General features: G+C 30.9%; 24 protein-coding genes. 15 read left to right on the top strand and 9 right to left on the bottom strand.

Annotated elements, in window-relative coordinates:
- The first annotated feature begins 3 nt into the window (after positions 1-3).
- Positions 4-1635: a M23 family metallopeptidase gene (locus tag FHS04_RS12180; RefSeq protein WP_244906274.1), complete on the top strand. Its 1632-nt coding sequence runs from the start codon at positions 4-6 to the stop codon at positions 1633-1635.
- 12 nt (positions 1636-1647) lie between these two features.
- Positions 1648-4113, top strand: coding sequence for a TonB-dependent receptor (locus tag FHS04_RS12175; RefSeq protein ID WP_106678374.1), 2466 nt, complete (start codon positions 1648-1650; stop codon positions 4111-4113).
- Here the strand turns inward: FHS04_RS12175 and FHS04_RS12170 are convergent.
- The 3 genes from FHS04_RS12170 to FHS04_RS12160 all read right to left on the bottom strand — a co-directional run bounded on the left by FHS04_RS12170 (position 4110) and on the right by FHS04_RS12160 (position 7734).
- The gene (locus tag FHS04_RS12170; RefSeq protein WP_106678377.1) at positions 4110-5546 is read right to left on the bottom strand and encodes a hypothetical protein; all 1437 of its coding nucleotides are present in this window, start codon (positions 5544-5546) and stop codon (positions 4110-4112) included. The genes FHS04_RS12175 and FHS04_RS12170 overlap by 4 nt on opposite strands.
- A 251-nt stretch (positions 5547-5797) precedes the next feature.
- Positions 5798-6580, bottom strand: coding sequence for an alpha/beta fold hydrolase (locus FHS04_RS12165; RefSeq protein ID WP_106678379.1), 783 nt, complete (start codon positions 6578-6580; stop codon positions 5798-5800).
- Positions 6581-6594: 14 nt separating this feature from the next.
- Complete coding sequence (locus FHS04_RS12160; RefSeq protein ID WP_106678382.1) at positions 6595-7734, bottom strand: cysteine desulfurase family protein; 1140 nt, start codon at positions 7732-7734, stop codon at positions 6595-6597.
- A gap of 109 nt (positions 7735-7843) precedes the next feature.
- Between FHS04_RS12160 and FHS04_RS12155 the strand changes: the two genes are divergently transcribed.
- The gene (locus FHS04_RS12155; RefSeq protein ID WP_106678384.1) at positions 7844-8791 is read left to right on the top strand and encodes a hypothetical protein; all 948 of its coding nucleotides are present in this window, start codon (positions 7844-7846) and stop codon (positions 8789-8791) included.
- On the opposite strand, the gene FHS04_RS12150 is transcribed toward FHS04_RS12155, so the two are convergent.
- Together FHS04_RS12150 and FHS04_RS12145 are read right to left on the bottom strand one after the other, a co-directional pair.
- Entirely contained in the window at positions 8792-9343 is a 552-nt protein-coding gene (locus FHS04_RS12150; protein ID WP_106678386.1) for a Smr/MutS family protein, read from the bottom strand.
- 2 nt (positions 9344-9345) lie between these two features.
- Positions 9346-9546, bottom strand: coding sequence for a hypothetical protein (locus FHS04_RS12145; RefSeq protein WP_027879928.1), 201 nt, complete (start codon positions 9544-9546; stop codon positions 9346-9348).
- Positions 9547-9740: 194 nt separating this feature from the next.
- Between FHS04_RS12145 and FHS04_RS12140 the strand changes: the two genes are divergently transcribed.
- From FHS04_RS12140 to FHS04_RS12130, 3 genes are all read left to right on the top strand, one after another.
- Positions 9741-11519, top strand: coding sequence for a T9SS type A sorting domain-containing protein (locus tag FHS04_RS12140; protein ID WP_106678388.1), 1779 nt, complete (start codon positions 9741-9743; stop codon positions 11517-11519).
- 85 nt (positions 11520-11604) lie between these two features.
- Positions 11605-11895, top strand: coding sequence for a DUF2752 domain-containing protein (locus FHS04_RS12135; RefSeq protein ID WP_106678390.1), 291 nt, complete (start codon positions 11605-11607; stop codon positions 11893-11895).
- 1 nt (position 11896) lies between these two features.
- Positions 11897-12238, top strand: coding sequence for a CCC motif membrane protein (locus FHS04_RS12130; RefSeq protein ID WP_106678392.1), 342 nt, complete (start codon positions 11897-11899; stop codon positions 12236-12238).
- 64 nt (positions 12239-12302) lie between these two features.
- On the opposite strand, the gene rocD is transcribed toward FHS04_RS12130, so the two are convergent.
- On the bottom strand, positions 12303-13583 hold the full coding sequence (gene rocD, locus FHS04_RS12125; protein ID WP_106678394.1) for an ornithine--oxo-acid transaminase: 1281 nt from the start codon (positions 13581-13583) through the stop codon (positions 12303-12305).
- 241 nt (positions 13584-13824) lie between these two features.
- Between rocD and rlmD the strand changes: the two genes are divergently transcribed.
- The 3 genes from rlmD to FHS04_RS12110 are packed head-to-tail and all read left to right on the top strand — an operon-like array spanning position 13825 to position 16582.
- Entirely contained in the window at positions 13825-15276 is a 1452-nt protein-coding gene (gene rlmD / locus FHS04_RS12120) for a 23S rRNA (uracil(1939)-C(5))-methyltransferase RlmD (RefSeq protein ID WP_106678396.1), read from the top strand.
- Between the two features lie 3 nt (positions 15277-15279).
- Positions 15280-15849, top strand: coding sequence for a DUF6452 family protein (locus FHS04_RS12115; RefSeq protein ID WP_106678398.1), 570 nt, complete (start codon positions 15280-15282; stop codon positions 15847-15849).
- Positions 15815-16582 carry a DUF6048 family protein gene (locus FHS04_RS12110; protein ID WP_219885245.1) on the top strand — a complete coding sequence of 256 codons (768 nt, stop codon included), beginning with the start codon at positions 15815-15817 and terminating at the stop codon, positions 16580-16582. Before FHS04_RS12115 ends, FHS04_RS12110 begins: the two co-directional genes overlap by 35 nt.
- On the opposite strand, the gene FHS04_RS12105 is transcribed toward FHS04_RS12110, so the two are convergent.
- Complete coding sequence (locus FHS04_RS12105) at positions 16575-17732, bottom strand: THUMP domain-containing class I SAM-dependent RNA methyltransferase (protein ID WP_106678400.1); 1158 nt, start codon at positions 17730-17732, stop codon at positions 16575-16577. The two genes, FHS04_RS12110 and FHS04_RS12105, sit on opposite strands and share 8 nt — an antisense overlap.
- A gap of 170 nt (positions 17733-17902) precedes the next feature.
- Between FHS04_RS12105 and FHS04_RS12100 the strand changes: the two genes are divergently transcribed.
- The 5 genes from FHS04_RS12100 (at position 17903) to FHS04_RS12080 (ending at position 21307) form a co-directional block, all read left to right on the top strand.
- Positions 17903-18634: a class I SAM-dependent methyltransferase gene (locus FHS04_RS12100; RefSeq protein ID WP_106678402.1), complete on the top strand. Its 732-nt coding sequence runs from the start codon at positions 17903-17905 to the stop codon at positions 18632-18634.
- 27 nt (positions 18635-18661) lie between these two features.
- Positions 18662-19336, top strand: a complete 675-nt coding sequence (locus tag FHS04_RS12095; RefSeq protein ID WP_106678405.1) for a ZIP family metal transporter — start codon at positions 18662-18664, stop codon at positions 19334-19336.
- A gap of 15 nt (positions 19337-19351) precedes the next feature.
- The gene (locus FHS04_RS12090) at positions 19352-19780 is read left to right on the top strand and encodes a DUF4268 domain-containing protein (protein WP_027879917.1); all 429 of its coding nucleotides are present in this window, start codon (positions 19352-19354) and stop codon (positions 19778-19780) included.
- 70 nt (positions 19781-19850) lie between these two features.
- Complete coding sequence (locus FHS04_RS12085; protein ID WP_106678407.1) at positions 19851-20225, top strand: hypothetical protein; 375 nt, start codon at positions 19851-19853, stop codon at positions 20223-20225.
- Between the two features lie 62 nt (positions 20226-20287).
- A complete protein-coding gene (locus tag FHS04_RS12080) occupies positions 20288-21307 on the top strand; it encodes a TQO small subunit DoxD (protein ID WP_027879915.1) in 1020 nt (339 codons plus the stop codon).
- Positions 21308-21354: 47 nt separating this feature from the next.
- Here the strand turns inward: FHS04_RS12080 and trhA are convergent, their stop codons facing one another.
- Positions 21355-21981, bottom strand: coding sequence for a PAQR family membrane homeostasis protein TrhA (gene trhA / locus FHS04_RS12075; RefSeq protein WP_027879914.1), 627 nt, complete (start codon positions 21979-21981; stop codon positions 21355-21357).
- Positions 21981-22670: a DUF4294 domain-containing protein gene (locus tag FHS04_RS12070; RefSeq protein WP_027879913.1), complete on the bottom strand. Its 690-nt coding sequence runs from the start codon at positions 22668-22670 to the stop codon at positions 21981-21983. The genes trhA and FHS04_RS12070 overlap by 1 nt, the downstream gene beginning before the upstream one ends.
- 120 nt (positions 22671-22790) lie before the next feature.
- Here FHS04_RS12070 and FHS04_RS12065 point away from each other — a divergent pair, with 120 nt between their 5' ends.
- Positions 22791-23879, top strand: a complete 1089-nt coding sequence (locus FHS04_RS12065) for a M42 family metallopeptidase (RefSeq protein WP_106678409.1) — start codon at positions 22791-22793, stop codon at positions 23877-23879.
- Positions 23880-23901 lie beyond the last annotated feature (22 nt).

The raw sequence follows: 23901 nt of genomic DNA, 5'->3' as shown, positions 1-23901 counted from the left end.
AATATGTACCCGCAAGATTATTTTGCTTCACCTTTGGATGGCGAAACTATTTTAGCTGGTACGTTTGGAGAACTTAGAAGCAATCATTTTCATTCTGGATTAGATATTAAAACTAAACAGCGAGAAGGTTTAAAAGTATATGCTGCAGCAAGCGGATATGTTAGCAGAATTAAAATTGCTCATTTTGGATATGGTAAAGCACTTTATATTACTCATCCCAACGGTTACACAACTGTCTATGCACACTTACAACGCTTTTCTGATAAAATTGAAAGCTTTATAAAAAAGAAACAATACGAACAAGAATCTTTTGAGGTTGAAGTTTTTCCTTCTAACAACGAACTCATTTTAACCAAAGGAGAAATCATTGCTTTTTCTGGTAATACCGGTAGCTCTGGTGGACCACATTTACATTACGAAATTAGAGATAATCAAGAACGCCCAATAAATCCTTTACTTTTTGGCATTAAAGTTAAAGACACTAAAAAGCCAATTGTTAAAAGCATCTACGCCTACCCTATTAACGAACTATCACATGTTAATAATTCAAATTTAAAACAAAAACTACGACTAATTCCGCTTCAAAATGGCGATTATAAAGTTGAAGACATAAAAGCTTACGGCAAAATTGGTTTTGCAATAAATACTATAGACAGACAAGACCTAGCCGCAAATAAAAATGGGGTTTACAAAATTGAAACTGCTTTAAATGGTATGCCTAATTTTACTATTAATTTTAAGCGTTTTTCTTTTGATGAAACCAAGCATCTTAACCGTTTAATCGATTATCCTCATTATTCTGAAAAAAAAGAACGCCTTCAAAAATTATTTTTAGATACTAATAACCCGTTAAGTATGTATGATAATTTAGTAGATGATGGATATGTTATGGTTTACGATTCTATAGCGTCTTTGTACAAAATTAAAGTTGAAGATTTTGAAGGTAACACCACAATTATTGACTTAAATATTAATGGAGACACAACTCCAGTTTCTGAAACCTCGACAAACTTCACCTCTCATTATTATATTAACAGAGAAGAAAATGTGATTTTAGAAAAGGATAAAATTAGCGTTAATATTCCTAAAGAAACATTTTACGACAGTTTTTTCATAGACTTTCAAGTACATTCCGATACTGTAAAAGTACACGATAAAAACAGAGCTGCTAATAAGTACTTTACAATAAAGTATGATATTTCAAATTATTCTCCAGAAGATTTAAAACAAGTTTATATTGCCAGATTAGTTGGATGGAATAACTTTCCTAGCTACTCTTCTACAAAACAAAAAGACAACGTTTTATACACTAGGACTAAAAACTTAGGGACATATTGCTTAGCAAGAGACACTGTTGCACCAACAATAAAACCAGTAAATTTTACTGATGGTAAATGGATGAGTAAATATCGTTTTTTAAAACTTAAAATTGAAGATAAGCAAAGTGGTATTTCTAACTACAGAGCAACCGTTAATGGAAAATGGATTTTAATGGAGTATGACTATAAAACCAATATGCTTGTACACGATTTTAAAGACAACGTCGTTAAAGAGACTAATAACAATTTAAAAGTTATTGTAACAGATAATGTTGGAAATAGCACTACATTTGAAGCAACTTTCCATCGAAAATAAATTTTTAAACCTTTGAAAAAACTAAAACTAACCTTAAAGCTTCTTTTTGTCTTACTACCAATAGTTGCTTTAGCGCAAACAGCCACTATAAATGGAGTGATTTTAGATGAATTTAATCAACCCATAGATGCTGTAAATATTAAAAGTGGAGATTTAGGAACACAAACTAACAGTAATGGTTTTTTCTCTTTAAAAATACCTGCTAATACAGATGTTACCGTCGTATTTTCTCATGTATCATTTAAAAATGTAGAAGCTACATTTAATCTAAAAAACGGTGAGATTTTTGAATTTAATCCTATAATGAAACAAGATGCTGTACAAATATCTACAGTTGTCTTAAATGGTAAAAAACGAAAAGATGTAGAAGGTATTATTACAATAGCTCCAGATGCATTAATTAAAATTCCTGGTGCACAAGCTGGTGTAGAAAATCTTTTAAAAACCTTACCTGGCGTAAGTAGCAACAACGAGTTAAGCACACAATACTCTGTACGTGGTGGAAACTATGACGAAAACCTTATTTATGTTAATGGTATTGAGGTGTATCGTCCGTTTTTAATTAGATCTGGACAACAAGAAGGTTTAAGTTTTGTTAATTCTGATTTAGTTAGTAATATCGAGTTTTCTGCTGGTGGCTTTCAAGCGAAATATGGTGATAAATTATCTTCTGTATTAGACATCACCTACAAAAAACCTACAGACTTTGGTGTAGCTGCAAATTTAAGTCTTCTAGGTGGTAGTTTAGCGGTTGAAACTGCAAGTAATGACTCAAAATTTACAGGTATTGTAGGTTTAAGATACCGCGATAATAGTTTATTGGTAGATGCTCAAGAAACAGAAACTAACTTCACCCCTACTTTTGCAGACCTTCAAAGTTATTTCACTTATAGATTTACTGATAAATTTGAACTTAGTTTTTTAGGTAATGCATCATTAAATAAATACAATTACATTCCACTTACACGTCAAACTAACTTTGGTACATTAGATAATCCATTAGCATTAGTTGTTAGATATGAAGGTCAAGAAAAAGATCAATACCAAACACTATTTGGTGCTTTAAGTGCTAATTATAAAGTAAATGACGATTTAGACTTAAGTCTTGTTACCTCTACTTACCACACAACTGAAGAAGAGTATTTTGACATTTTAGCACAATATGCTTTAGGTGAAGTAAACAGTAATATTGGTGATGATAATTTTGGTGAAGTAGAATTCGCAGAAGGTATTGGAAGCCAACTTAATCATGGTCGTAACGATTTAGATGCACTAATTTCAACAATTGAAGCAAAAGGAACATATACTAAAAATGAAAACGAATTTAAGTTTTCAATTAAATATACAAATGAAGATATTAGAGACCGTTTAGTAGAATGGGAAGTCATAGATTCTGCAGGCTTTTCTATTAATCCACCAAGTTCTGATGCGTTTAATGAGCAACCTTATGAGCCTTACCAAGGTCCTTTAGAAGCTTATCAAAATGTAAGAGCTACTAATAGTACAGTTATAAATCGTTTGCAAGCATACGTACAATGGAGTTTACGCAGTAAAATTGGCGAACATGATGTTTGGTACAATGCTGGTGTAAGAAGTCATAGTTGGACAGTAGATGATGCGCTAAGCAACCAATCTGTTAGTCAATCTGTATTTTCTCCGCGTGCGCAATTCGCCATAAAACCTAACTGGGACAAAGATATGCTGTTTAGAATAAGTGGAGGATTATATTACCAACCACCATTTTACAGAGAATTACGTGATCGATTTGGTGTAGTTAACACTGATGTTAAAGCGCAAAAATCGGTTCATTTAGTTGTAGGTAATGATTATAGCTTTAAAATTTGGGATAGACCTTTTAAATTGACTAGTGAAGCTTATTACAAAAAACTAACCGATGTTAATCCATATACATTAGAAAATGTTAGAATAAGATACAGAGCAAATAATAATGCAGAAGCTTATGCATATGGATTAGATTTACGTCTTAATGGTGAGTTTGTTCCTGGTACCGAAAGTTGGTTTAGTTTTGGATATTTAAAAACCGAAGAAAATATTAATGATAGAGGCTACATACCTAGACCAACAGATCAAAGACTAAAGTTTGCTGCGTTATTTCAAGATTATGTACCAAACATACCTAGTATGAAAATGTACTTAAATTTAGTATACAATACAGGTTTACCTGGCGGATCACCAAGTTATGCAGATCCTTACGTATACCAAAACCGCTTACCAGACTACAAACGTGCAGATGTCGGATTACAATTTGTATTAGTTGATAAAGACAAACAATTTGATAGTGGTTGGAAAAAACCGTTTAAAGAATTGTCTTTTGGCTTTGAAATATTTAACGTATTTAATGTACAAAACTCTATAACCAACACATGGGTTAGAGATGTGTACAGTAAACGTCAATATGCTATACCCAATTATTTAACACCAAGAGTGTTTAATGTAAGAACAACTATGAGATTTTAGTTTATACTTAAATTTTCAGCAAATACAACTAAATTATCATTTCCTGAACCAGTTAATCTTTGTACGAATAACTCTATATAATCATTAGTACTTAAATCAATATTCTCATTTAAAGCTATATTTTGTATTGTACTACTATTATCAACATATACAATAGCTCTAGACTCAGTTAATATACCTCCATTTTTTGCGATATAGAAAGCATAAAAATCACCTGATGTTCCTGTCACTCTAATGGATAAACTTGCATTTATTTGAAATTGACGATTTTTTAATCCCTCATAAGTCAATCTATTGTTACCTCCTGATGCAGCAAACCTAAATAAGTTAGTCGTTAAAAAAAGACCTGTACCTTGTATTTCTACTTCTGTGTTATTATTAATTGTTTGTGTAAAACCCGTGGGAGAAGGATTTACATCATTATAATAAAAATTACCAGCTGCAACTGCATCTTTCTCTACTGGTATTCCTGCACAATCAACATCCCAATCGGTATTAAAATTATAATTAGTATAAGTTCCAGGTCCATTTATATAATTACCGCCTCCAAAAAAGTCTACAGTTCTTAATGTGCCTCCTCCAGTTAAAGATGTTATACCTAGCACATCTATTGCTGCTGTAGCACCTACAACTTCACTAAAACCACCTTGTTTTGCTATAACTTCAAAATTACCAACAAAGGTTTGATAAGTGCCTGAATTACTCCCATCCCAACCTTCAGAATTAAGAAGTAATTGATTTATATTTGTAAAAATTATACCTGTAGTATTACCAACATATTGTACAATACTAAAAAAGACTAAATTAAATCCTGAAATACTACCAACAGAAGCAGAATTAACAATAAAAGCATCTCTTAAAATTAAATTTTGGGTATTAGTTATTTCAGATAAATTAAAAACTGAACCTGCAGTAGCTTGTAAAGTTAAGTTTCTAACAGATCCACCAGTATCTCCTTCAAATATATTTCCTGTAGTCCTTAATAAAATATCATTATTAGTATCTTCTCCTGCTACATAGGCGTTATTTAGCTCTATTGGATAAGACAGCGTTATAAGTCCATTAATTTCGTAATATGTGTTTGAGTCTAGAAGATAAGTTGTGCCACTACCAGCAACTAACTCAGCAGCTAAATCGGCTTCACTTTTAATTAATTTGTAATTATTACGTTGTGAGGAAGACAAAGGTTTCCAAGAAGAATTATCATAAAAATAGAATAATCCTAAATCTGTATCATAAACTAATAATCCATTAGCAGGACTAGCTATAGCGTTACGCTGTACTGTAGTCATTCTTGGTGCTAACATTCCTGATGTTGTAGATACAATATCTAACACAGATGATGGATCTGGAGATGATGTATTTATTCCAACCTGAGCATAATTAAAGAAAGAAGTTAATAGAAAAATAAAAAAAAGTAATTTTTTTCTCATAGCTGTAGATTTATAAAATTTAGGGGATACAAAATTACAAAACACTACTTTTTTTAAAGAAAAAAAAATGTCATATTATCCTTACAAACACCTATAAACACTAGTTTTTATCAATATTTTAACAAAATTACAAGAATATTAAATGGTATATGTAAGAAAAAACTTTAATTATTAATTTGTGGATTTTCTAATAATCAAACATTGAATAATCTGCTAATTAACGTTTGTTTACTTAGTAAAAATTTTATACGCTATATTTTATTTTTGATATATTGAATTGTAATAGCGTTAAAGACTTCTGGTTGTTCTACATTAACAACATGTCCACAATTTTCAACTATAAATAAAGATGAATGTGATTGATTTAAGACTAGGTTTCTAATCGAAGGTAAAAACAAATGATCTTCTTCACCCATTACATAAAGTGTTGGTGTTTTTGTGTCTTTGGCTCTAAAGAAACGCAACAATGGATTAATTTCTGAAGTTAACTTAAACCATCTAATAAATTCTTTTTGGCATAACTTTTTAGCCTCATTAACAAACAATAGCCTTGAAGATTTATGGTTTTTTCTTGGCATTATGATAAATGCAAAAAACTTGTATAAATATAGGTAAGGTACAACACTTTTAAAAAAATTACCTAGACGAATTAAAAACTGAGATCTCGTATTTAATTTCATTATAGCGCCACCCATAATCATGCTTTTTACTCTATGAGGATGCTTTTCGGCTAAATTTCTTATTAAAATGGCACCTAAAGAAATACCCACAAAATGAGACGTTTTAATTTGCGCATGGTTTAAAACTTCTACAATATCATCTGTAATATTATCAAACGTATACTTAGAGTTAAACGTATCTTTTAACTTCGGTTTACTATTTCCATGACCTCTTAAATCTAAGATTAATACATTAAACTCTTTGCTAAAAGACCGTATTTGTTTAAACCAAATAGAACTGCTTCCTCCTGCTCCGTGAACAAAAGTGACCCATTCCTTAGAGGATCCATGTATAAATGTAGAATAATGAAGCAATCTTTTTAAATATATTAAAATAATTCTTTTAAGACATTAACCAGATAATCAACATCTTCTTTGGTGTTAAATTTACTAAAAGAGACACGTAATGATGCTTTTTTTAACGCTTCTTTAGCTAATATTGCTTCTAAAACGTGACTATTTTTTGTGCTTCCGCTTTGACAGGCACTACCACGCGAACAAGCTATTCCTTTTAAATCTAAATGAAACTGAATCATAGTTGCATCTTTAGAAATTTCTGGTAAGCGCATATTTATTATAGTGTAAGCGCTATTTTCTAAAGTATCGCTAAGCCCATTAAACTTTACCGAAGGAATTTCTTTTTTTAATTGTTTTAAACAATAACTTTTAAGATTTGTTATATATGTTTTATCTGTTTCAAGATTTTGATAAGCTATTTTAAAAGCTGTTTCTAATCCAGCTATATTATGTAAGGCTTCTGTACCAGCTCGTTGTCCTCGCTCCTGTTCGCCTCCAAAAATAATCGGATGTAATCCTGAGTTTTTTCTAATAAAAGCAAAACCAACACCTTTTGGTCCATGAAATTTATGCGCACTTACTGCCGCAAAATCTACTTTTATGTCTTGTAAATCTAAATTGTAATGCCCTATAGATTGTACCGTATCACTATGGAATAATGCTTTATTTTCTTGACATAAATTGGCAACCTTTTTAATATCTAAAATATTACCAATTTCGTTATTAACATGCATTAGACTAACTAAAACATTGTCTTTACTTTTTAAAAACTCACCTAACTGATTGTAATTAATTTGCCCGCTTTCATCTAAATCTAAATAGACTATTTCTACATCATAATGTTTACTTAAATAAATAATTGTATTTAAAACAGCATGATGTTCGATTTTTGTAGTAATTATAGTTTTTACACCTAAATCTTTAACCGCACTTTGAAGTATTAAATTATCAGCTTCGGTACCACCAGAAGTAAAAATAATTTCAGAAGAAGACACATTTAATTGCTTTGCTATTGTTTTTCTTGCTTGTTCTACAATTGCTTTAGCATTACGACCATAATTATGTGTAGAAGATGGGTTACCAAAGGTGTTTGTTAAAACTTCTGTCATTGTATTGACAACTTCTGGTAAAATTGCAGTCGTAGCGGCATTATCTAGGTAAACAGATTTCATCTAAAATTCACTTTAATTATGTGCAAAAATACTTTAAATAAAATTAATTGTTAATGGTTACGTTATTAGTTTGGTAATTCTGTTATTTTTGTTTTTTAAAATTGAAATTATGCGCAAAATAGTTGCTTTATCTATACTTTGTTTATCTTTATTTAACTGTGATGATGGAGATATAATTACTAGCGAATTAGAGTTTGATGAAACTTTTGAAGCTTGTGGTGATTTAGTTATTTTTAAAACTAATACTAGCCAAAGCCTATCACTACAAATTACTGGTAGTAATTTTGTTATGAACGACTTAATTGAAGTTATTGAACATCCTGACAATCCAAACAGACTACAATTATCTAATACAGAGTATACTCAAGCAGATGTTGGAGGAAACCGTACGTTTAGATATAGAAGTTACGCATCTTCTACAGATGGAATTTTTTGTAACGATGTACCACCTGATAACATTCAAATTACCGAAGATTATTCTTCAAGTGGCGATTTTACATTTTTTGTTGCATTAGCCGAAGATGATAACGATGGTATCCCTGCGTATTTAGAAGATTTAAATGGAAATGGAGATTTAAATGACGACGATACAGATGGTGATGGTATACCAAACTATATGGATGTTGACGATGATGGTGATAATGTTTTAACTGTTAGTGAAGGTGTTACTTTTGAAGACGGTATGACCTTAGCAGACCTAGATGCAAATGCGTTAGACACAGACGGAGACGGTATACCTAATTACAGAGATAATGATGATGATGATGATGGTGTGTTAACCATTAATGAAGAAAACGCTACGACGCAAGACAATAACCCAACAAACGATATAACAAATCCTAACGCTGGTCCTGATTATTTAAATGACGAAGTCTTTGATACTTTACTTGCAACATCATACCGACAACATACGGTTTACGATACGTTTACAATTACTATGACAGCCTATAATATTGACTTTGGCTCTTTTCAATATCAAACTTATGATTTTGGGACTTTAACTCAAGCTACAGATGTAGACTTAAGTACTAGTAGAACATTACAACCAGAATTGTAATTATGCATTTTGATAAATATAAACTTCTGTTGCACCTAGACCATATTTCTTATAGTCAGCATCGTAATATTTAATATTGTCATAACGACTAAAAAGAGTTTCTAACTCCATTTTTAAAACGCCTTCACCAACTCCGTGAATAAACACTACTTTTTGAATGCGTTTTTTTATAGCAAATTCTAATTGTCGCCTTGCAGTATCTAGTTGAAGATTTAACTTATCATAGTTACTCATTCCTCGTTCGTTATCTATTAATTTATGCAAATGTAAGTCTACTTCTAGTTTTGGTTGATAACGTTGTTTAGGCTTTATTTTTTGTGTGTTGTTGTGTCGTTTCTTTTCAGTTTTTTCTTTTAAAATCTCATTAACACTAGCTAATTTAAAAGCATCTTGATTTATAGATTTTGAACCAATTTTAACTAATTCATTAGCTTTAAAATCTAAATCAAAACCTTCATTAGTTTCAATAGTAACCATGTTGCCATTAATAGCAACTATAGTACCAGAAAGTACATCATCTAAAACATCTACTTTATCGCCAATTTTTAGCATTACTATTCTTCTTCGTCTATTTTTTCAGATTTTATATAAGTTTCATTTTTCTTTCTACTTGGTATTGTTGCTTGTAGCTTATAGATACCAAACATTAAAATTACAATACCTATCACTAACAAAAATACGTTTTGTTTTTCCGTAGCATTTGCATAGAAAGAAATAGCGCCTCCGATAATTATAAAAAGGTAATTTTTATTCATTTAAATATAACTTAAAACAAAAATAAAAGATTTAAGTAAAGAAACTACTATTAAAAGATGTTAATAAGAATAGTCAATTAATACATTAAACCTATAAAACTCGTATTTCGTCTAAAAATAGCTTTAATTGACCGACTAAAATGCTCAACCAGAGTTGTTTTTAGTAATTTTGTGTGTGCCAAATTTAAATTACTATGAAATTATTTTATTTAACTTTTTTATCATTTACATTCTGTCAATTGTCTTTAGCACAATTAACGGTTAGAAATGATGCTTTCATTTTTGCTTCAGATATCGAAGTTTATGTAGAAGATGATGTTAATCTTACAGAAGCAAACTCAACGTTCTATTTAAGAAACGAAGCACAATTATTACAAGGGTCTGGTAACACTGGTAACTCCGGTGTTGGTAAACTTAGTGTCTATCAAGAAGGTACTGTAAATCAATATGCCTACAATTATTGGGCTTCTCCTGTAGGAAACGTTGATGCAAACAGTACTGGTAACAGAGCGTTCACACCTAACAAAAACATTTACGACGTTGCGGATCTAACTAACAGTAATCTTGCTGGTTACAGTACAACAGGATATAACGGAACAAGTTCTCCTTTAAATATAGAAGATTATTGGATTTGGAAATATAATCCAGGTACTGATTATGCTGATTGGATTTTTGTTGGAGAATCTGGTACAGTAGATGCTGGTTATGGTTTTACTATGAAAGGAACAGATGCAGGTAACCAACAATATGACTTTAGAGGAAAACCTAACGAAGGTGAAATAAGTGTTGCTGTTCTTACTGGTCAAGAAACTTTAATTGGTAACCCTTACCCTTCTGCTTTAGATGCAGTAGCGTTTATACATGATCCTGCCAATACTGGTTTTTTAGATTCTGCCTCTTTATACTTTTGGGAGCAAGACCAATCTATTGCATCTCATAATTTGACATCTTATTCAGGTGGTTATGCATCGTTTACTATAAATGCTGCTGGAGATGTTAGGTCATTTACACCTGCCACATTTAAAACTTACAATGGAGATGGTACCGTAAATACTATTGGATCACCTTCTACATCAGGTAAAGAAGTATATAGATATATACCTATTGGACAAGGGTTTATGGTTAAAGGTAGCGCTAATGGTAATTTATTAATTTCTGATAGCCATCGTACTTATTACAGAGAATCTGGTGCTAACAGTGAATTTTTTAGAACAGCACAACAGAATGAGTCTGCTACTAATCAAAATGGTCAATCTACAACTAACGGATCTGATGTTTTACCTTCAGATTACAAACGTTTTAGATTAAATATAGATTTTAACGAAACCTATACACGCCAATTATTACAAAACTTTCATCATACTGCAACACCAAACGAGGATTATGGTTTAGAAAGTAATATGTACAGTACGTTAAACTCTGATGCGTATTGGACTCAAAACAGTAAAAAATTAGTAACTCAAGCTAATGCTTATGATTTAAATTTAGCTATTCCTGTAGTTTTAAATCTTAATAATCAACAATTAATTAGATTTAGATTATTTGATGTTCAAAATTTTGATAACAATCAACCTATTTACATACATGATAAAGTGAATGATACTTACGTAAACTTACAGTCTCAAAACTTTGAAATTAACTTACCTGCTGGTAATTATACTGATAGATTTGAAGTTGTTTTTGTAGAAGCTAATACGTTATCTACAGATGAGTTTGCAGAGAACAACTTTAACGTGATTCAAAACAACAATACATCTGAGTTAATCGTTTTAAACCCTAAAAAACTTGATATAGAAAATATTAAACTATACGATGTTTCTGGTAAAATTATCTTTAACAAAATTATAAAAAACAACAACGAGCGTTTAAGCTATTCTACTAAAAACTTAAGTGATGGAGTATATTTAGTACAAACTACACTTTCTAACAGTAATACAACAACTAAAAAGGTTATTGTAGCTAATAAAAAATAGATAAACATAAAATTTTATTTAAAAAGGCTTTTACAAATTGTAAAAGCCTTTTTTATTTTACTAAATTTAAATTTTAAATAGTAAAATGGAAGATTTAAATAACTACATGCTGCCTTGTATGAATAAGCAAGTCTTAGGATTTGAATGTCCTGGTTGTGGTATACAAAGATCTGTCACTTTAGTATCTCAAGGTAAATTGGTAGATGGTTTTTTGATGTATCCTGCAATCTACACGCTATCTCTTCTTGGTGTAGTTATATTGATATCTGTTTTTTATAAATTTAAATATTCAACAAAAATCATTTCTATATTAGCTATTATTAGTATTGTTTTAATTTTAACCAACTTTATATATAATTTAATTAACCACACTTAAAATGAAAAAAAGACTCAACCCAACCTTAGTTTATGTACTTTCAATTGTCGGTTTATTATGCTGCTGTTTTGGCGGATTAGGTTTTATCCTATCTGGTTCAGGATTTTTAGTAGCTAATAACTCCTTAAAAAATGCACAATTAAACCCTGAAGATTACGAAGCAGGTCCTAAACAATATAACCAAATGAAAACAGCTAAAACGGTAGCTTTAATAATTACTATTATTAACGTTATCTATTTATTAGTTACAATTTACAGAATTTACACTGTTGGATGGGACGAGATACAAGAACAATTTAGACAAACAATGGAACAGTATGAAGCACAACAAGCTGCTCAATAATTACATATTCTTATAAAATAAAAAAGGCGACCAAATGGGTCGCCTTTTTTATAGAAATATAGCTCTATTTTTCAAAAGCTTCTAAAGTTTTTGTAATGATAGATACACAATCTAATAATTGTTCTTTAGTCATTACTAATGGCGGTGCAAACCTAATTATGTTTCCATGTGTTGGTTTTGCTAGTAAGCCATTATCACGTAATGCTAGACAAATATTCCAAGCGGTATCACTGTCTTCATCGTCATTAATCACTATCGCGTTTAGTAAACCTTTTCCTCTTACTAAATTAACAATATTGCTAGTTTCTATGTATTTATTGATTTCTGCTCTAAATAATTCACCTAAATCAAAAGCTTTCTGCGCTAAGTCTTCTTCTTTTACAACTTCTAAAGCTGCTATTGCTACTGCTGCTGCAACTGGATTACCTCCAAAAGTACTTCCGTGATTACCAGGTCTAATCACGTTCATCACATTATCATTTGCTAAAACAGCACTTACTGGATATGCGCCACCACTTAACGCTTTACCTAAGATTAAAACATCTGGTTTTACCTCTGGTGTACCAGAACAATTTTTATCCTCACAAGTACAGTTACCACAAGTTGCTAATAATCTTCCTGTACGGGCAATACCTGTTTGTACTTCGTCTGCAATAAATAATACATTGTATTTTTCGCAAAGTGCTTTTGCTTTTGACAGGTAATCTTCGCTTGGTACATACACACCAGCTTCTCCTTGTATTGGTTCTACTAAAAACCCTGCTACGTTTTTGTTATTTTTTAAAGCATCTTCTAATTGCTCTAAATTATCGTAATCAATTTTAATAAATCCATTGGTATATGGACCAAAATTTTTACGTGCTACAGGATCGTTTGAAAATGAAATGATCGTTGTTGTACGTCCATGAAAGTTGTTTTTACAAACAATAATTTCAGCCTCATTTTCATCGATGTTTTTAACTTCGTAAGCCCATTTTCTACAGATTTTTAAAGCAGTTTCTACAGCTTCAGCTCCTGTATTCATTGGTAATAGTTTATCAAAACCAAAATACTCAGTCGCATATTTTTCATAACGACCTAACATATCATTATAAAATGCTCTTGAGGTTAAGGTTAAGTTTTTTGCTTGCTCGGTCATTGCTCCTACAATTTTTGGGTGACAATGTCCTTGGTTTACAGCAGAGTAAGCCGATAAAAAATCGTAATATTTCTTACCTTCTACATCCCAAACGTAAACACCTTCGCCTTTGCTTAATACTACTGGTAATGGATGATAATTATGCGCTCCATACTTGTTTTCTAAATCCATCGCTTCTTGCGACGTTAATTGGTCTAAAACAGCCATTTTTATAAATTTTTAAAGTGAAAAAAATAACCATTCCTTATCTACCTTTATCCTTTCGAAAAGTCTCGAAAATTCAGCGTGGGAAAGAAATCATCCCTAGAAGTTGCAAAATAATAAATATTACCTGCCTTTAAAAACATTTTTAGTTGGATTTAACGATATTCTGGTGTTCAATCTAAAAAAGTTAAAAAATCATAATTCTAATTTCCAAAATCGAAATTGCTTTGCTTACTTTTGCAGCATGTCTAGAAGAGATCGAAATAAATTTGTAAAACGTGGTCAGCTTATCGATTTAGATATCGTAGACTACGCATTTGGAGGTAAAGGAATTGCCCGTATAAGTAACGAATTAGGAAACTTTGTACTTTTTGTACCTAACACTTTACCTGGTCAAAAGGTTAAAGCGCGTGTGGTAAAATCTAAAAAGAAATATGCCGAATGTAAGTTGATTGATGTGCTACAAAAATCTCCAGATGAAGTTCAATTAAACTATCATGAAATTTCTGGTGCGCCATACATTAATTTACCAATCGAAAAACAACACCAATACAAGTACACCAGTACAATGGATTTGTTTAAAAAAATTGGAAAAGTACCTGAAATTGAAGACTATTTTGATGAGTTTGTGGCGTCTCCTAACCTATTCCATTATCGTAATAAAATGGAATATAGCTTTTCTGCAATTGGATACGATCATGATAAAAACACAGACGTAGACGAGTTTACTCTTGGTTTTAAACGTCGTGGTACATGGTGGATAGGTGATAATCTTGATAAAGATAGCGGTCTTTTTGATAAAGAATTAGAAGACAACTTAATAAAAATTAAAGATTATTGCGAAGCTACACATTTAGCTCCTTGGCATGCTCCAAAGCGTGAAGGTTTTTTCAGATACTTAGTGGTTAGAAAATCTTATAAAACTAATCAACTATTATTTAATTTGGTTACCACTTCTGATGGATTAGATCAATTTGATTTAGATGCATTTGCTAATTTTTTAGTATCACTTTTTAATGATAGAGTTGCCGGACTTTTGCATACTATAAATGATGAACAAGGCGATCGTACAATAGCAACATCTGGTAGTATTACACTTATCTATGGTGAAGACAAAATAGTTGAAGAATTACTTGGCTTAAACTTTGAAATTAGCATGAAAAGCTTCTTTCAAACCAATCCAAAATCTGCCGAAAAATTATATCAAAAAGTTGTCGATTATGCTTTAGAAGATAAAGAAGCTGTAGATAACTCTGTAGTTTTAGATCTGTTTTGTGGTACTGGTACTATTGGACAAATTATTGCTTCAAAAAGTAATAATACTAAAATAATTGGTGTAGATATTGTAGCTTCTGCAATAGAAGATGCTAAACTAAATGCTAAAAGAAATAATATTGAAGGTCTTGAGTTTTATGCTGAAGATGTAGGTAAATTTTTAAGCAAATATCCACAATACCAAAACAAAATTCAGACAATAATATTAGATCCTGCTCGTTCTGGCATTGCACCAAAAACCTTAAATAAAATCATAAATTTAAATGCAAAACGCATGGTTTATGTATCTTGTAATCCTGCAACACAAGCAAGAGATACAGAAACCTTGATTAATGCAGGTTTTAAACTAAAAAAGATAAGTTTAGTCGACCAGTTTCCGCATACATCACACATAGAAACGGTTGTACTTTTTGAAAAATAAATTATGAAAAAATTATTAACGCTATTATTGGTGTTACCGCTTTTAACTAACTGTGAACGAGACGATTTATGTCCAGAAAGTTCTCCTACAACACCAAATATGATTGTTGACTTTGTAGACAATAGCATTTTAGAAAATTCTAAAAATGTATTTAATTTAGTTGTTTTAGGTATTGAAGACCCAAGCGTGTTTCCTTTAGATACAAGTGTTCCAGAAGGTTCAAATTTAAGAAGCGCCACAGGAGAAGATACTAACCAAGTATTTTTACCTTTAAGAACAACTAACGATCAAACTTACTTTATATTAATTAGTGATTTTGAAATAGATAACAATGGGACACCTGATGATTTATCTGACGATTTCTTTACAGGAAACCAAGATCTAGTCACAATTGACTATTCAAGAAGTGATGTTTATGTATCTAGAGCTTGTGGCTACAAAACTATTTTTGTTAATACAAATGCAACAATAGATCAAGGTACTGATGGTCAATGGATTTTTCAAACAATACCACAAAACGATAATTTAACAATTGAAGATGAAACTATTACACACTACACTTTTTCTCATTAGTCTTGTTTGTAGCGTTTGGTCTTCTAACGCTCAAGACACAATACAAATACCAACAGAAAACAAAAACAAGCTAGAATACGGTTTACGTATTGGTCTAGATGCAGGAAAATTAATTAGGTCTGCTGTAGATGATGAGTATAAAGGGTTTGAAATTGTTGGGGATTACCGATTAACAAAAAGCTGGTATCTAGCAGGTGAAATAGGTAATGAAGAAAAAACTACCACCAACGATTATCTAAGCGTGACTGCTTCCGGTAGTTATTTTAAAGCTGGTGCAGATTATAATATGTACGATAACTGGTACGGAATGAATAATATGATTTATGCTGGTTTTAGAGTTGGAGCTAGCACATTTAGCCAAACCAGAAATAATTACACAGTGTATAACACAAATCAATATTGGGGCGAACAAAACTCATCCAACGAAAGCGTAAAATTTAGTGGTTTATCTGCTATTTGGATAGAACTTCAATTAGGTATTAAGGCCGAAGTACTAAACAATTTATACGTTGGTATTAACGGTCAATTAAAAAGTATGATTAGTCAAGATGAACCTGAAAACATGCAAAACTTATATGTCCCAGGTTTTTATAAGACTTTTGACTCTAACAGTATTGGTGTTGGTTATGGGTATACTATTTCTTACATGATACCTTTATTTAAAAAGGATAACACAAAGAAAAAGAAGACTAAAGAATTACCTGAAAATACCGAGGAAGATACTACTAATTAAACTTAGCTTTTTTGCTTCCTGCATAAATTTCATATTTAACTAATCTAGACTCTAGTTTTGCGTTAAATAATTTAATTTTTCTAGAAGGTCTTAAGCCTACATGTTTTAAAGCCTCTAAATTAGAAGTAATAAACCAAGCATCTGTATTTGGATAATTTTGTTTTAAGGTGTCTCCTATTTGCTTGTAAAACTGCTCCATTTGTATATCCAAACGCTCTCCATAAGGAGGATTAAAAACCATATGCAATTTTCGTGCTTCTCCTGGTCGTTGTGTTTTAAAAAAGTCTTCGTGTTTTATAGATATAAACTCATCTAAATGTGCATTTTTAATATTTTCTTTGGCTTTATGCACTGCACTTGGTGACTTATCGTAACCAATAATTTTATGATGAAAATCTCTTGTTTTCTTCAATAAAGATTCTTCAATTTTTTCAAATAAATCAACATCCCAATCTTCCCAACGTTCAAAAGCAAATTCTTTTCGCATTAAATTTGGTGGAATATTACAAGCAATCATAGCTGCTTCGGCTAACATAGTACCACTACCACACATTGGATCCATAAAATCACTTTGTCCATCCCAACCAGATAACATAATTAAACCTGCTGCTAAAACTTCATTTATAGGCGCAATATTAGTTGCTAATTTATAACCACGTCTGTGTAAAGACTCACCAGAGCTATCTAAAGAAATTGTGCAAACAGATCGATCTATATGTACATTAATTTTTAAATCAGGAAAACGTAAATCTACATTTGGTCTAACACCGCCATTATCTCTAAAACGGTCTACAATAGCATCTTTTGTTTTTAAAGCAATAAATTTTGAGTGTGTAAAATGTTTAGAATGTACTGTAGCATCAATTGCTAAACTACCTGTAGCTTTTAAGTATTTTTCCCACTTAATATTATAAACTTGTTTGTATAAATCGTCTTCATTAGATACTCTAAACGTTTTTATTGGTTTTAAGATTTTTATAGCTGTACGTAAACCCAAGTTGGCTTTATACATAAAGCCTTTATCACCAACAAAAGATACGTTACGTACACCTGCTTTAACATCTTGTGCGCCAAGTTGTTTTAACTCTTTTACTAATAAATCTTCAAAACCAAATAAGGTTTTGGCTACCATGTTGAAATTTTCTTCCATTATAAACGTCTAATACTTTGCAAAAATAGAGTATTTTTGCCGGAAACATAACCTTTGTTGATAAATGGGTTAAGGATTGAGCAATTTGTTTGAGCTCCTTGAAAAGAGCGAGTTGCGAAAGCCTGATAAACTGTAGCTTAAGCGAAAGTTTAAACCCCAAAATTAATTTTATGACAAATAGTACTAAAAAATGGTATGCCTCTTGGTTTGACACTCCATTTTATCATATACTTTATAAAGACCGCGATTATGCCGAAGCGGAAACTTTTATGACCAATTTAACCAACTATCTAAATTTACCAGAGCAAGCAAAGGTGTTAGATTTAGCTTGTGGTAAAGGCAGACATAGTATCTTTTTAAATACGCTTGGCTACAATGTTATTGGTGCAGATTTATCTGAAAATAGTATTGCATTTGCCAAACAGTTTGAAAATGAGACTTTACATTTTAATGTACACAATATGTGTAAGCCTTACGGCGAAACTTTTGATGCTGTGTTTAATCTATTTACAAGTTTTGGTTATTTTGAAAATGAAATTGATAATCTATCGACCATAAAAGCTATTAAAGCTAATTTAAACGAATCTGGTTTTGGTGTTATTGATTTTATGAATAGCAACTACGTTATTGATAATTTGGTTAAAAAAAACACCAAAACTGTTGATGGTATTGATTTTTTACAAGAACGTCGTGTTGAAAACGGTTACATTGTTAAAGATATTTCTTTTACTTTTGAAGATGAAGATTACCATTTTCAAGAACGTGTAAAAGCCTTTACTCTTAATGATTTTGAAAAATTATTTGAAAAAGCTGGTGTATATTTATTAGACGTATTTGGAGATTATAAGCTAAATAAATTTGATGCTAAAAACTCTGAAAGATTAATCATGATTTTTAAATAATCTAAACACGACCGCTAAGTCTTCTTTATGTTAAATATTATATTACCCATATTAAGTGTTGTTTTAGGTTTTTTAATTATACTAATTTTTAAACCTAAAAAATCGGCTAACCTTAAGCTATTGTTAGCTTTTAGCGGTGCTTTTTTATTATCAATCACCGTTTTTAACTTTTTGCCAGAAGTTTACCATCATAACCATGATAAGCCTATCGGTCTATTTATTATGGCAGGTATTTTATTGCAAATTGTATTAGAATTTTTCTCAAAAGGTGCTGAACACGGACACGTACACATCCATAAAGATAGTGTTGATTTTCCGTGGCTTTTATTTATTAGCTTAAGTATGCATAGCGTTTTAGAAGGTGTACCTATCCATGCGCACGAGCAATTATTATACGGTGTTATTATTCATAAATTACCCGTTGCTATCATTTTAAGTTCGTTTTTTATTAGCTCTAAAATAAGTAATCCAAAAATCTTTTTGTTTTTAGGTTTGTTTGCTATTATGACGCCATTAGGTACATTTTTATCAGAAAATTTTGAGTTTTTCACCACTTATTTTTATGAAATTTCAGCTTTAGTTATTGGTATCTTTTTACACATTAGTACCACAATTTTATTTGAAAGTAATGAAGGACATAAATTTAATATCGTTAAATTAAGTACCATTGTTTTAGCAATTATTATTGCTTATTTTGTCTAAAAATCAACTTTAACTATGTTTTCTAAAGAAGAATCAAGGCAATTAAAACAAGAATTTTGGACCAGTTTTGGTAAATCTTTTCCTAGAAAATGGATTTTATACAACACCAAACTTAAAGGTGTTAGCTTTAAATTTCATTTTGATAACAAAAAAGCTTTAGTTGCATTAGATCTTGAAGATAGCTTAGAACATCGTATTAAATATTGGGAAAAACTGGTAGCACTTCAATCTATTTTAAAAGATGAGTTTTTACCAGAAGCCATATATGAAGAAGAGTTTTTTTTAGAAAACGGAAAAGAAATCTCTCGTGTCTATGTCCCTTTAGGGCATAAAGTATCTATCCATAACAAAAACACATGGCAGGAAGTTATGGTGTTTTTTAATGACATTATGAGTCGTTTTGAAGCCTTCTTTTTAGAGTATAAGGATATTATTGAAGGGTAATTTTAATCAATAACCTAATATTAAGAAAAGTTTAATAAGCGGCACAAAACCTTATTATTACTTTTACGATATGAAAATAAGCGCAACTAATAAAATAATATCATGGTTATCTGTAGTTAGCCTTGCTTTTTTATTATTAGTATCGCCGTGTAAGGTTCGTAATTTTTTTCAAGCAGAACTTGGTTTACCACAAACTGAAGTTTCTAACAAAAACAAATCTACTTTTAGCAGTTACAGTTGTGACAACTTAGAGGTTAACGTTATAAAACTTTCAACATCTAAAAGTAATTCGAAACAGATAGCAATATTTCCTGATGTATTAAACTATAACTTCGCATTAGTTGAAAATATAACTGTAGACACAAAACTGCAAGCAGCGCAAACTACTTCTACTGCTCCGCTTCCTCTTTATATTTTATACCAAAATTTTAAAGATTATCTGTAATTGTTTATGACACAAAAGACGTTAGATCGTGAATCATAAATAATAACTTACTGATAATAAAAATGAATAAAATAAATTTAAAAAATGATGCTGGGCTAATGGCTTTAGCATTACGACTTGTTGTAGGTTGGACCTACTTTTCTGCATTTTGGAGACGAACTGTATTAGCCGAAAAACTGGATCCAGAATTAGCTGGATATATTGGTGTAAAATTTAATCACTTTTTACCACATGCGTTGGGCATAAAACCTATTATTAAATATCTAGTTGAAAATCCAGATGCACTATGGATAAATATGGTTGTATTTACCATAATTGAAGGTATTGTTGGATTATTTATCATGTTTGGTCTATTTACAAGATTGATGAGTATTGGTGTCTTTAGTTTAGCTTTAGGTATTCTTTTAGCATCAGGTTGGATTGGTACAACATGTTTAGACGAATGGCAAATAGGTATTTTAGGTATTGCTACAGGTTTTGTTCTATTTCTAACTGGCGGTGGTAAATATGCATTAGACAATTATTTATTAAATAAGAATATATCTTTTACTAAAAAGAAATGGTTTAATTGGCTAGGGTCTGGTAACATTCCTATTAAAAATAATAACTTCTCTAAAGTTGTTTTAATTGGATCTATATTTATTTTTGGTTTAACATTAGCTACAAATCAAATCTTTCATGGTGGATTATGGGGAACACTTCATAATAAATCTATAAAACCTAAAGTTGAAATTACAGAAGGATTATTTAACCATAATACAATTAGTTTTGATGTATTTAGAACTGAAGGTGTTGATGTTTATGGTGCTTGGATTATTAAGTTAGAACTATTAGATAATCAAAACCAAAAAATATATCAACTAGACCAAAATGCCTTATCACAACTAAATGATAAAAACATTTCTAATTACTACATAGCCAAAGTCAAACCTGGCAAACATAGCCTTATCCTACCGTTAGGCGCCAAAGCTAAATTGACTTTTAAAGATGATATTTTTACTAAACTTCCTAAAGGAAACTACACTATCAAACTAACAGATATTAGCGGTGCTTTCTGGGAATATTCTATAAAAAACAAATAGTATCATTATAATGAAAACAACGGTTTACATATTGTAAATCGTTGTTTTTAAACCACAAAAAACAATACCATAAAGAAGTGACAAATAGCACCAGCCAACACAAAAAGGTGCCATATTACATGATTATAAGGTATTTTTTCTATCGCATAAAAAACAATACCAACGGTATAAGCTAATCCGCCAGCCATTAATAATACTATTCCGTTTGCAGGCATCAGACTATTTAAAGTTGAAAAATCAAATACAATAAGCCAACCCATAACTAAATATAAAATGGTTGAAAAGGCTTCGAATTTACCTGTGAAAAATAATTTTAAAATCACACCAAATCCAGCAATAGCCCATACAATATAAAATAGCAACCAACCTTTACTCTGCTCTAATGTAATAAGTAAAACTGGTGTGTAAGTTCCTGCTATTAATAGATAAATACTAATGTGATCAACTATCCTGAAGTAGTGTTTCTTTTTCTCGTCTGTAAAACTATGGTACATTGTAGACGCTGTAAACAATATAATTATTGAAATACCATAAACAACAACACTAAATAAACTAAACTCTGTTTTTTTAGTTTCAAAAATGATCAATAAAACTAATGCTACAATACCAAAAACAGCACCAATTGCATGTGTTAAAGCGTTAAGTTTTTCTTCAAAAGGTGTTTGTTTCCTCATTAATTTTCTGTTGATGCTGGTTTTTTATCTGCCCATTTATCGCTTAGTTCAAAATAATCAAACTCTACAGATGGCGCACGTAGTTCTAATAAGCCTTGTTGTTTAGCTCTTATTAAAATATCTTCTATATAAAAATCTTCTTTAACATCTATTGGATCAAATTCTCGTTTTAAAGAGATATCAAACATACTTGCTGTGGTATTAAACCAAAATGCTCTCCAACCACTACGTAATTCTTTAATTAAATCAAATGTAGTTTGACCCGTTTGTCGGTGTATTAATTTGACTAAAATTTGACCTTCGGTACGCGTTAATTTTTTTAGCTCTTCAGAAAATTCTTCTTCTATATATTTTTGTACTTTTCTTGCATAACGACGCTTTTGACCTTTTTTATCTAGTGTTTGTAAACGCGCTGTTAAGGTTTCTAATCGTTCTGCAGCCAATTTTGCGTAAGGGTAAACTTTAAGTGTTTTTCGTTTTAAAATATAGTACTTATATTTTTCTTCTTTACTGTTAAAATGCAGACTAGGTAGTAAAAGTATTTCATCTAAATAAATAGATTTTTGCGGTATAGAGTCGCCTTTTATAATTATAAATTCAACATCTGTAGTATCGTTAACTATCTCCTCTTCTTCTTGTGCAAAAAGACAAAAAGGAAATATAAGAATTAAAAAAAGCAATTTTTTCATAGTAACAATACTGCTAAAACCATTCCAAATATAGATGTTAATACAAAATTAATAATTAACACTTCACTAACTATTAAATAACTGTGAATATTGTTATTTTAGACAAAAATTAAATTAAAAATGGCAAAAAAATCGATACTTAATAAAAAGTCGATGGACTTTTTAGAAAAATATTTAAATAATGCTGCGCCTACAGGTTACGAATGGGACGGACAAAAGTTATGGATGGATTATCTAAAACCTTATGTAGATGAATTTATCACGGATACTTACGGTACTGCAGTTGGTGTTATTAATCCAGACGCTAAATACAAAGTTGTTATAGAAGGGCATGCAGATGAGATCTCTTGGTATGTTAATTATATTTCTGATAACGGATTAATTTACGTGATTAGAAATGGTGGTAGCGACCATCAAATAGCTCCGAGTAAAATTGTTAATATCCATACCAAAAACGGTATCGTAAAAGGTGTGTTTGGTTGGCCTGCAATACATACACGTGACAAATCTAAAGAAGAAGCGCCAAAACCTGACAACATTACCATAGATATAGGTGCAAAAGACAAAGAAGAAGTCTTAAAAATGGGCGTACACGTGGGTTGTGTAATTACTTATCCAGACGAGTTCCATATTTTAAATGAAGATAAATTTGTATGTCGTGCTTTAGATAACCGTATGGGAGGATTTATGATTGCAGAAGTAGCGCGTTTACTTAAAGAAAACAAGAAAGAATTACCATTTGGTTTATATATTACTAACTCTGTGCAAGAAGAAATTGGACTTCGTGGTGCACAAATGATTACAGAAACCATTAAACCAAATGTTGCTATCGTTACAGATGTTACGCACGATACAACAACACCAATGATAGATCGTAAAAAAGAAGGTCATTTAGAAATTGGACTTGGTCCTGTTGTGGCTTATGCACCAGCAGTACAACAAAAATTACGAGATTTAATTACAGATACTGCCGAAGCTAAAAAAATCCCATTCCAACGTAGTGCCTTAAGTAGAGCTACTGGTACAGATACAGATGCTTTTGCTTATAGTAATGGTGGCGTTGCTTCAGCATTAATTTCTTTACCACTTCGTTACATGCATACTACTGTAGAAATGGTACATAAAGATGATGTAGAAAACGTAATCAAGTTAATTTACGAAACGTTACTTAAAATTGAAGACGGAGAAACATTTAGTTACTTTAAATAATAAATTCCCACGAAAGTGGGAA

Source organism: Mesoflavibacter zeaxanthinifaciens subsp. sabulilitoris (assembly GCF_014191595.1).
Taxonomy (GTDB): Bacteria; Bacteroidota; Bacteroidia; order Flavobacteriales; family Flavobacteriaceae; genus Mesoflavibacter; species Mesoflavibacter zeaxanthinifaciens.
This window is presented reverse-complemented; position numbering and strand designations above follow the sequence as displayed.

What these genes read in the sequence shown, in the direction of transcription:
- FHS04_RS12180 (WP_244906274.1), top strand. Translation starts at nt 4, where the DNA reads ATGTACCCGCAAGATTATTTTGCTTCACCTTTGGATGGCGAAACTATT.
- FHS04_RS12170 (WP_106678377.1), bottom strand. Translation starts at nt 5,546, where the DNA reads ATGAGAAAAAAATTACTTTTTTTTATTTTTCTATTAACTTCTTTCTTT.
- FHS04_RS12160 (WP_106678382.1), bottom strand. Translation starts at nt 7,734, where the DNA reads ATGAAATCTGTTTACCTAGATAATGCCGCTACGACTGCAATTTTACCA.
- FHS04_RS12155 (WP_106678384.1), top strand. Translation starts at nt 7,844, where the DNA reads ATGCGCAAAATAGTTGCTTTATCTATACTTTGTTTATCTTTATTTAAC.
- FHS04_RS12150 (WP_106678386.1), bottom strand. Translation starts at nt 9,343, where the DNA reads ATGCTAAAAATTGGCGATAAAGTAGATGTTTTAGATGATGTACTTTCT.
- FHS04_RS12145 (WP_027879928.1), bottom strand. Translation starts at nt 9,546, where the DNA reads ATGAATAAAAATTACCTTTTTATAATTATCGGAGGCGCTATTTCTTTC.
- FHS04_RS12140 (WP_106678388.1), top strand. Translation starts at nt 9,741, where the DNA reads ATGAAATTATTTTATTTAACTTTTTTATCATTTACATTCTGTCAATTG.
- FHS04_RS12135 (WP_106678390.1), top strand. Translation starts at nt 11,605, where the DNA reads ATGGAAGATTTAAATAACTACATGCTGCCTTGTATGAATAAGCAAGTC.
- FHS04_RS12130 (WP_106678392.1), top strand. Translation starts at nt 11,897, where the DNA reads ATGAAAAAAAGACTCAACCCAACCTTAGTTTATGTACTTTCAATTGTC.
- rocD (WP_106678394.1), bottom strand. Translation starts at nt 13,583, where the DNA reads ATGGCTGTTTTAGACCAATTAACGTCGCAAGAAGCGATGGATTTAGAA.
- rlmD (WP_106678396.1), top strand. Translation starts at nt 13,825, where the DNA reads ATGTCTAGAAGAGATCGAAATAAATTTGTAAAACGTGGTCAGCTTATC.
- FHS04_RS12115 (WP_106678398.1), top strand. Translation starts at nt 15,280, where the DNA reads ATGAAAAAATTATTAACGCTATTATTGGTGTTACCGCTTTTAACTAAC.
- FHS04_RS12110 (WP_219885245.1), top strand. Translation starts at nt 15,815, where the DNA reads ATGAAACTATTACACACTACACTTTTTCTCATTAGTCTTGTTTGTAGC.
- FHS04_RS12105 (WP_106678400.1), bottom strand. Translation starts at nt 17,732, where the DNA reads ATGGAAGAAAATTTCAACATGGTAGCCAAAACCTTATTTGGTTTTGAA.
- FHS04_RS12100 (WP_106678402.1), top strand. Translation starts at nt 17,903, where the DNA reads ATGACAAATAGTACTAAAAAATGGTATGCCTCTTGGTTTGACACTCCA.
- FHS04_RS12095 (WP_106678405.1), top strand. Translation starts at nt 18,662, where the DNA reads ATGTTAAATATTATATTACCCATATTAAGTGTTGTTTTAGGTTTTTTA.
- FHS04_RS12090 (WP_027879917.1), top strand. Translation starts at nt 19,352, where the DNA reads ATGTTTTCTAAAGAAGAATCAAGGCAATTAAAACAAGAATTTTGGACC.
- FHS04_RS12085 (WP_106678407.1), top strand. Translation starts at nt 19,851, where the DNA reads ATGAAAATAAGCGCAACTAATAAAATAATATCATGGTTATCTGTAGTT.
- FHS04_RS12080 (WP_027879915.1), top strand. Translation starts at nt 20,288, where the DNA reads ATGAATAAAATAAATTTAAAAAATGATGCTGGGCTAATGGCTTTAGCA.
- trhA (WP_027879914.1), bottom strand. Translation starts at nt 21,981, where the DNA reads ATGAGGAAACAAACACCTTTTGAAGAAAAACTTAACGCTTTAACACAT.
- FHS04_RS12070 (WP_027879913.1), bottom strand. Translation starts at nt 22,670, where the DNA reads ATGAAAAAATTGCTTTTTTTAATTCTTATATTTCCTTTTTGTCTTTTT.
- FHS04_RS12065 (WP_106678409.1), top strand. Translation starts at nt 22,791, where the DNA reads ATGGCAAAAAAATCGATACTTAATAAAAAGTCGATGGACTTTTTAGAA.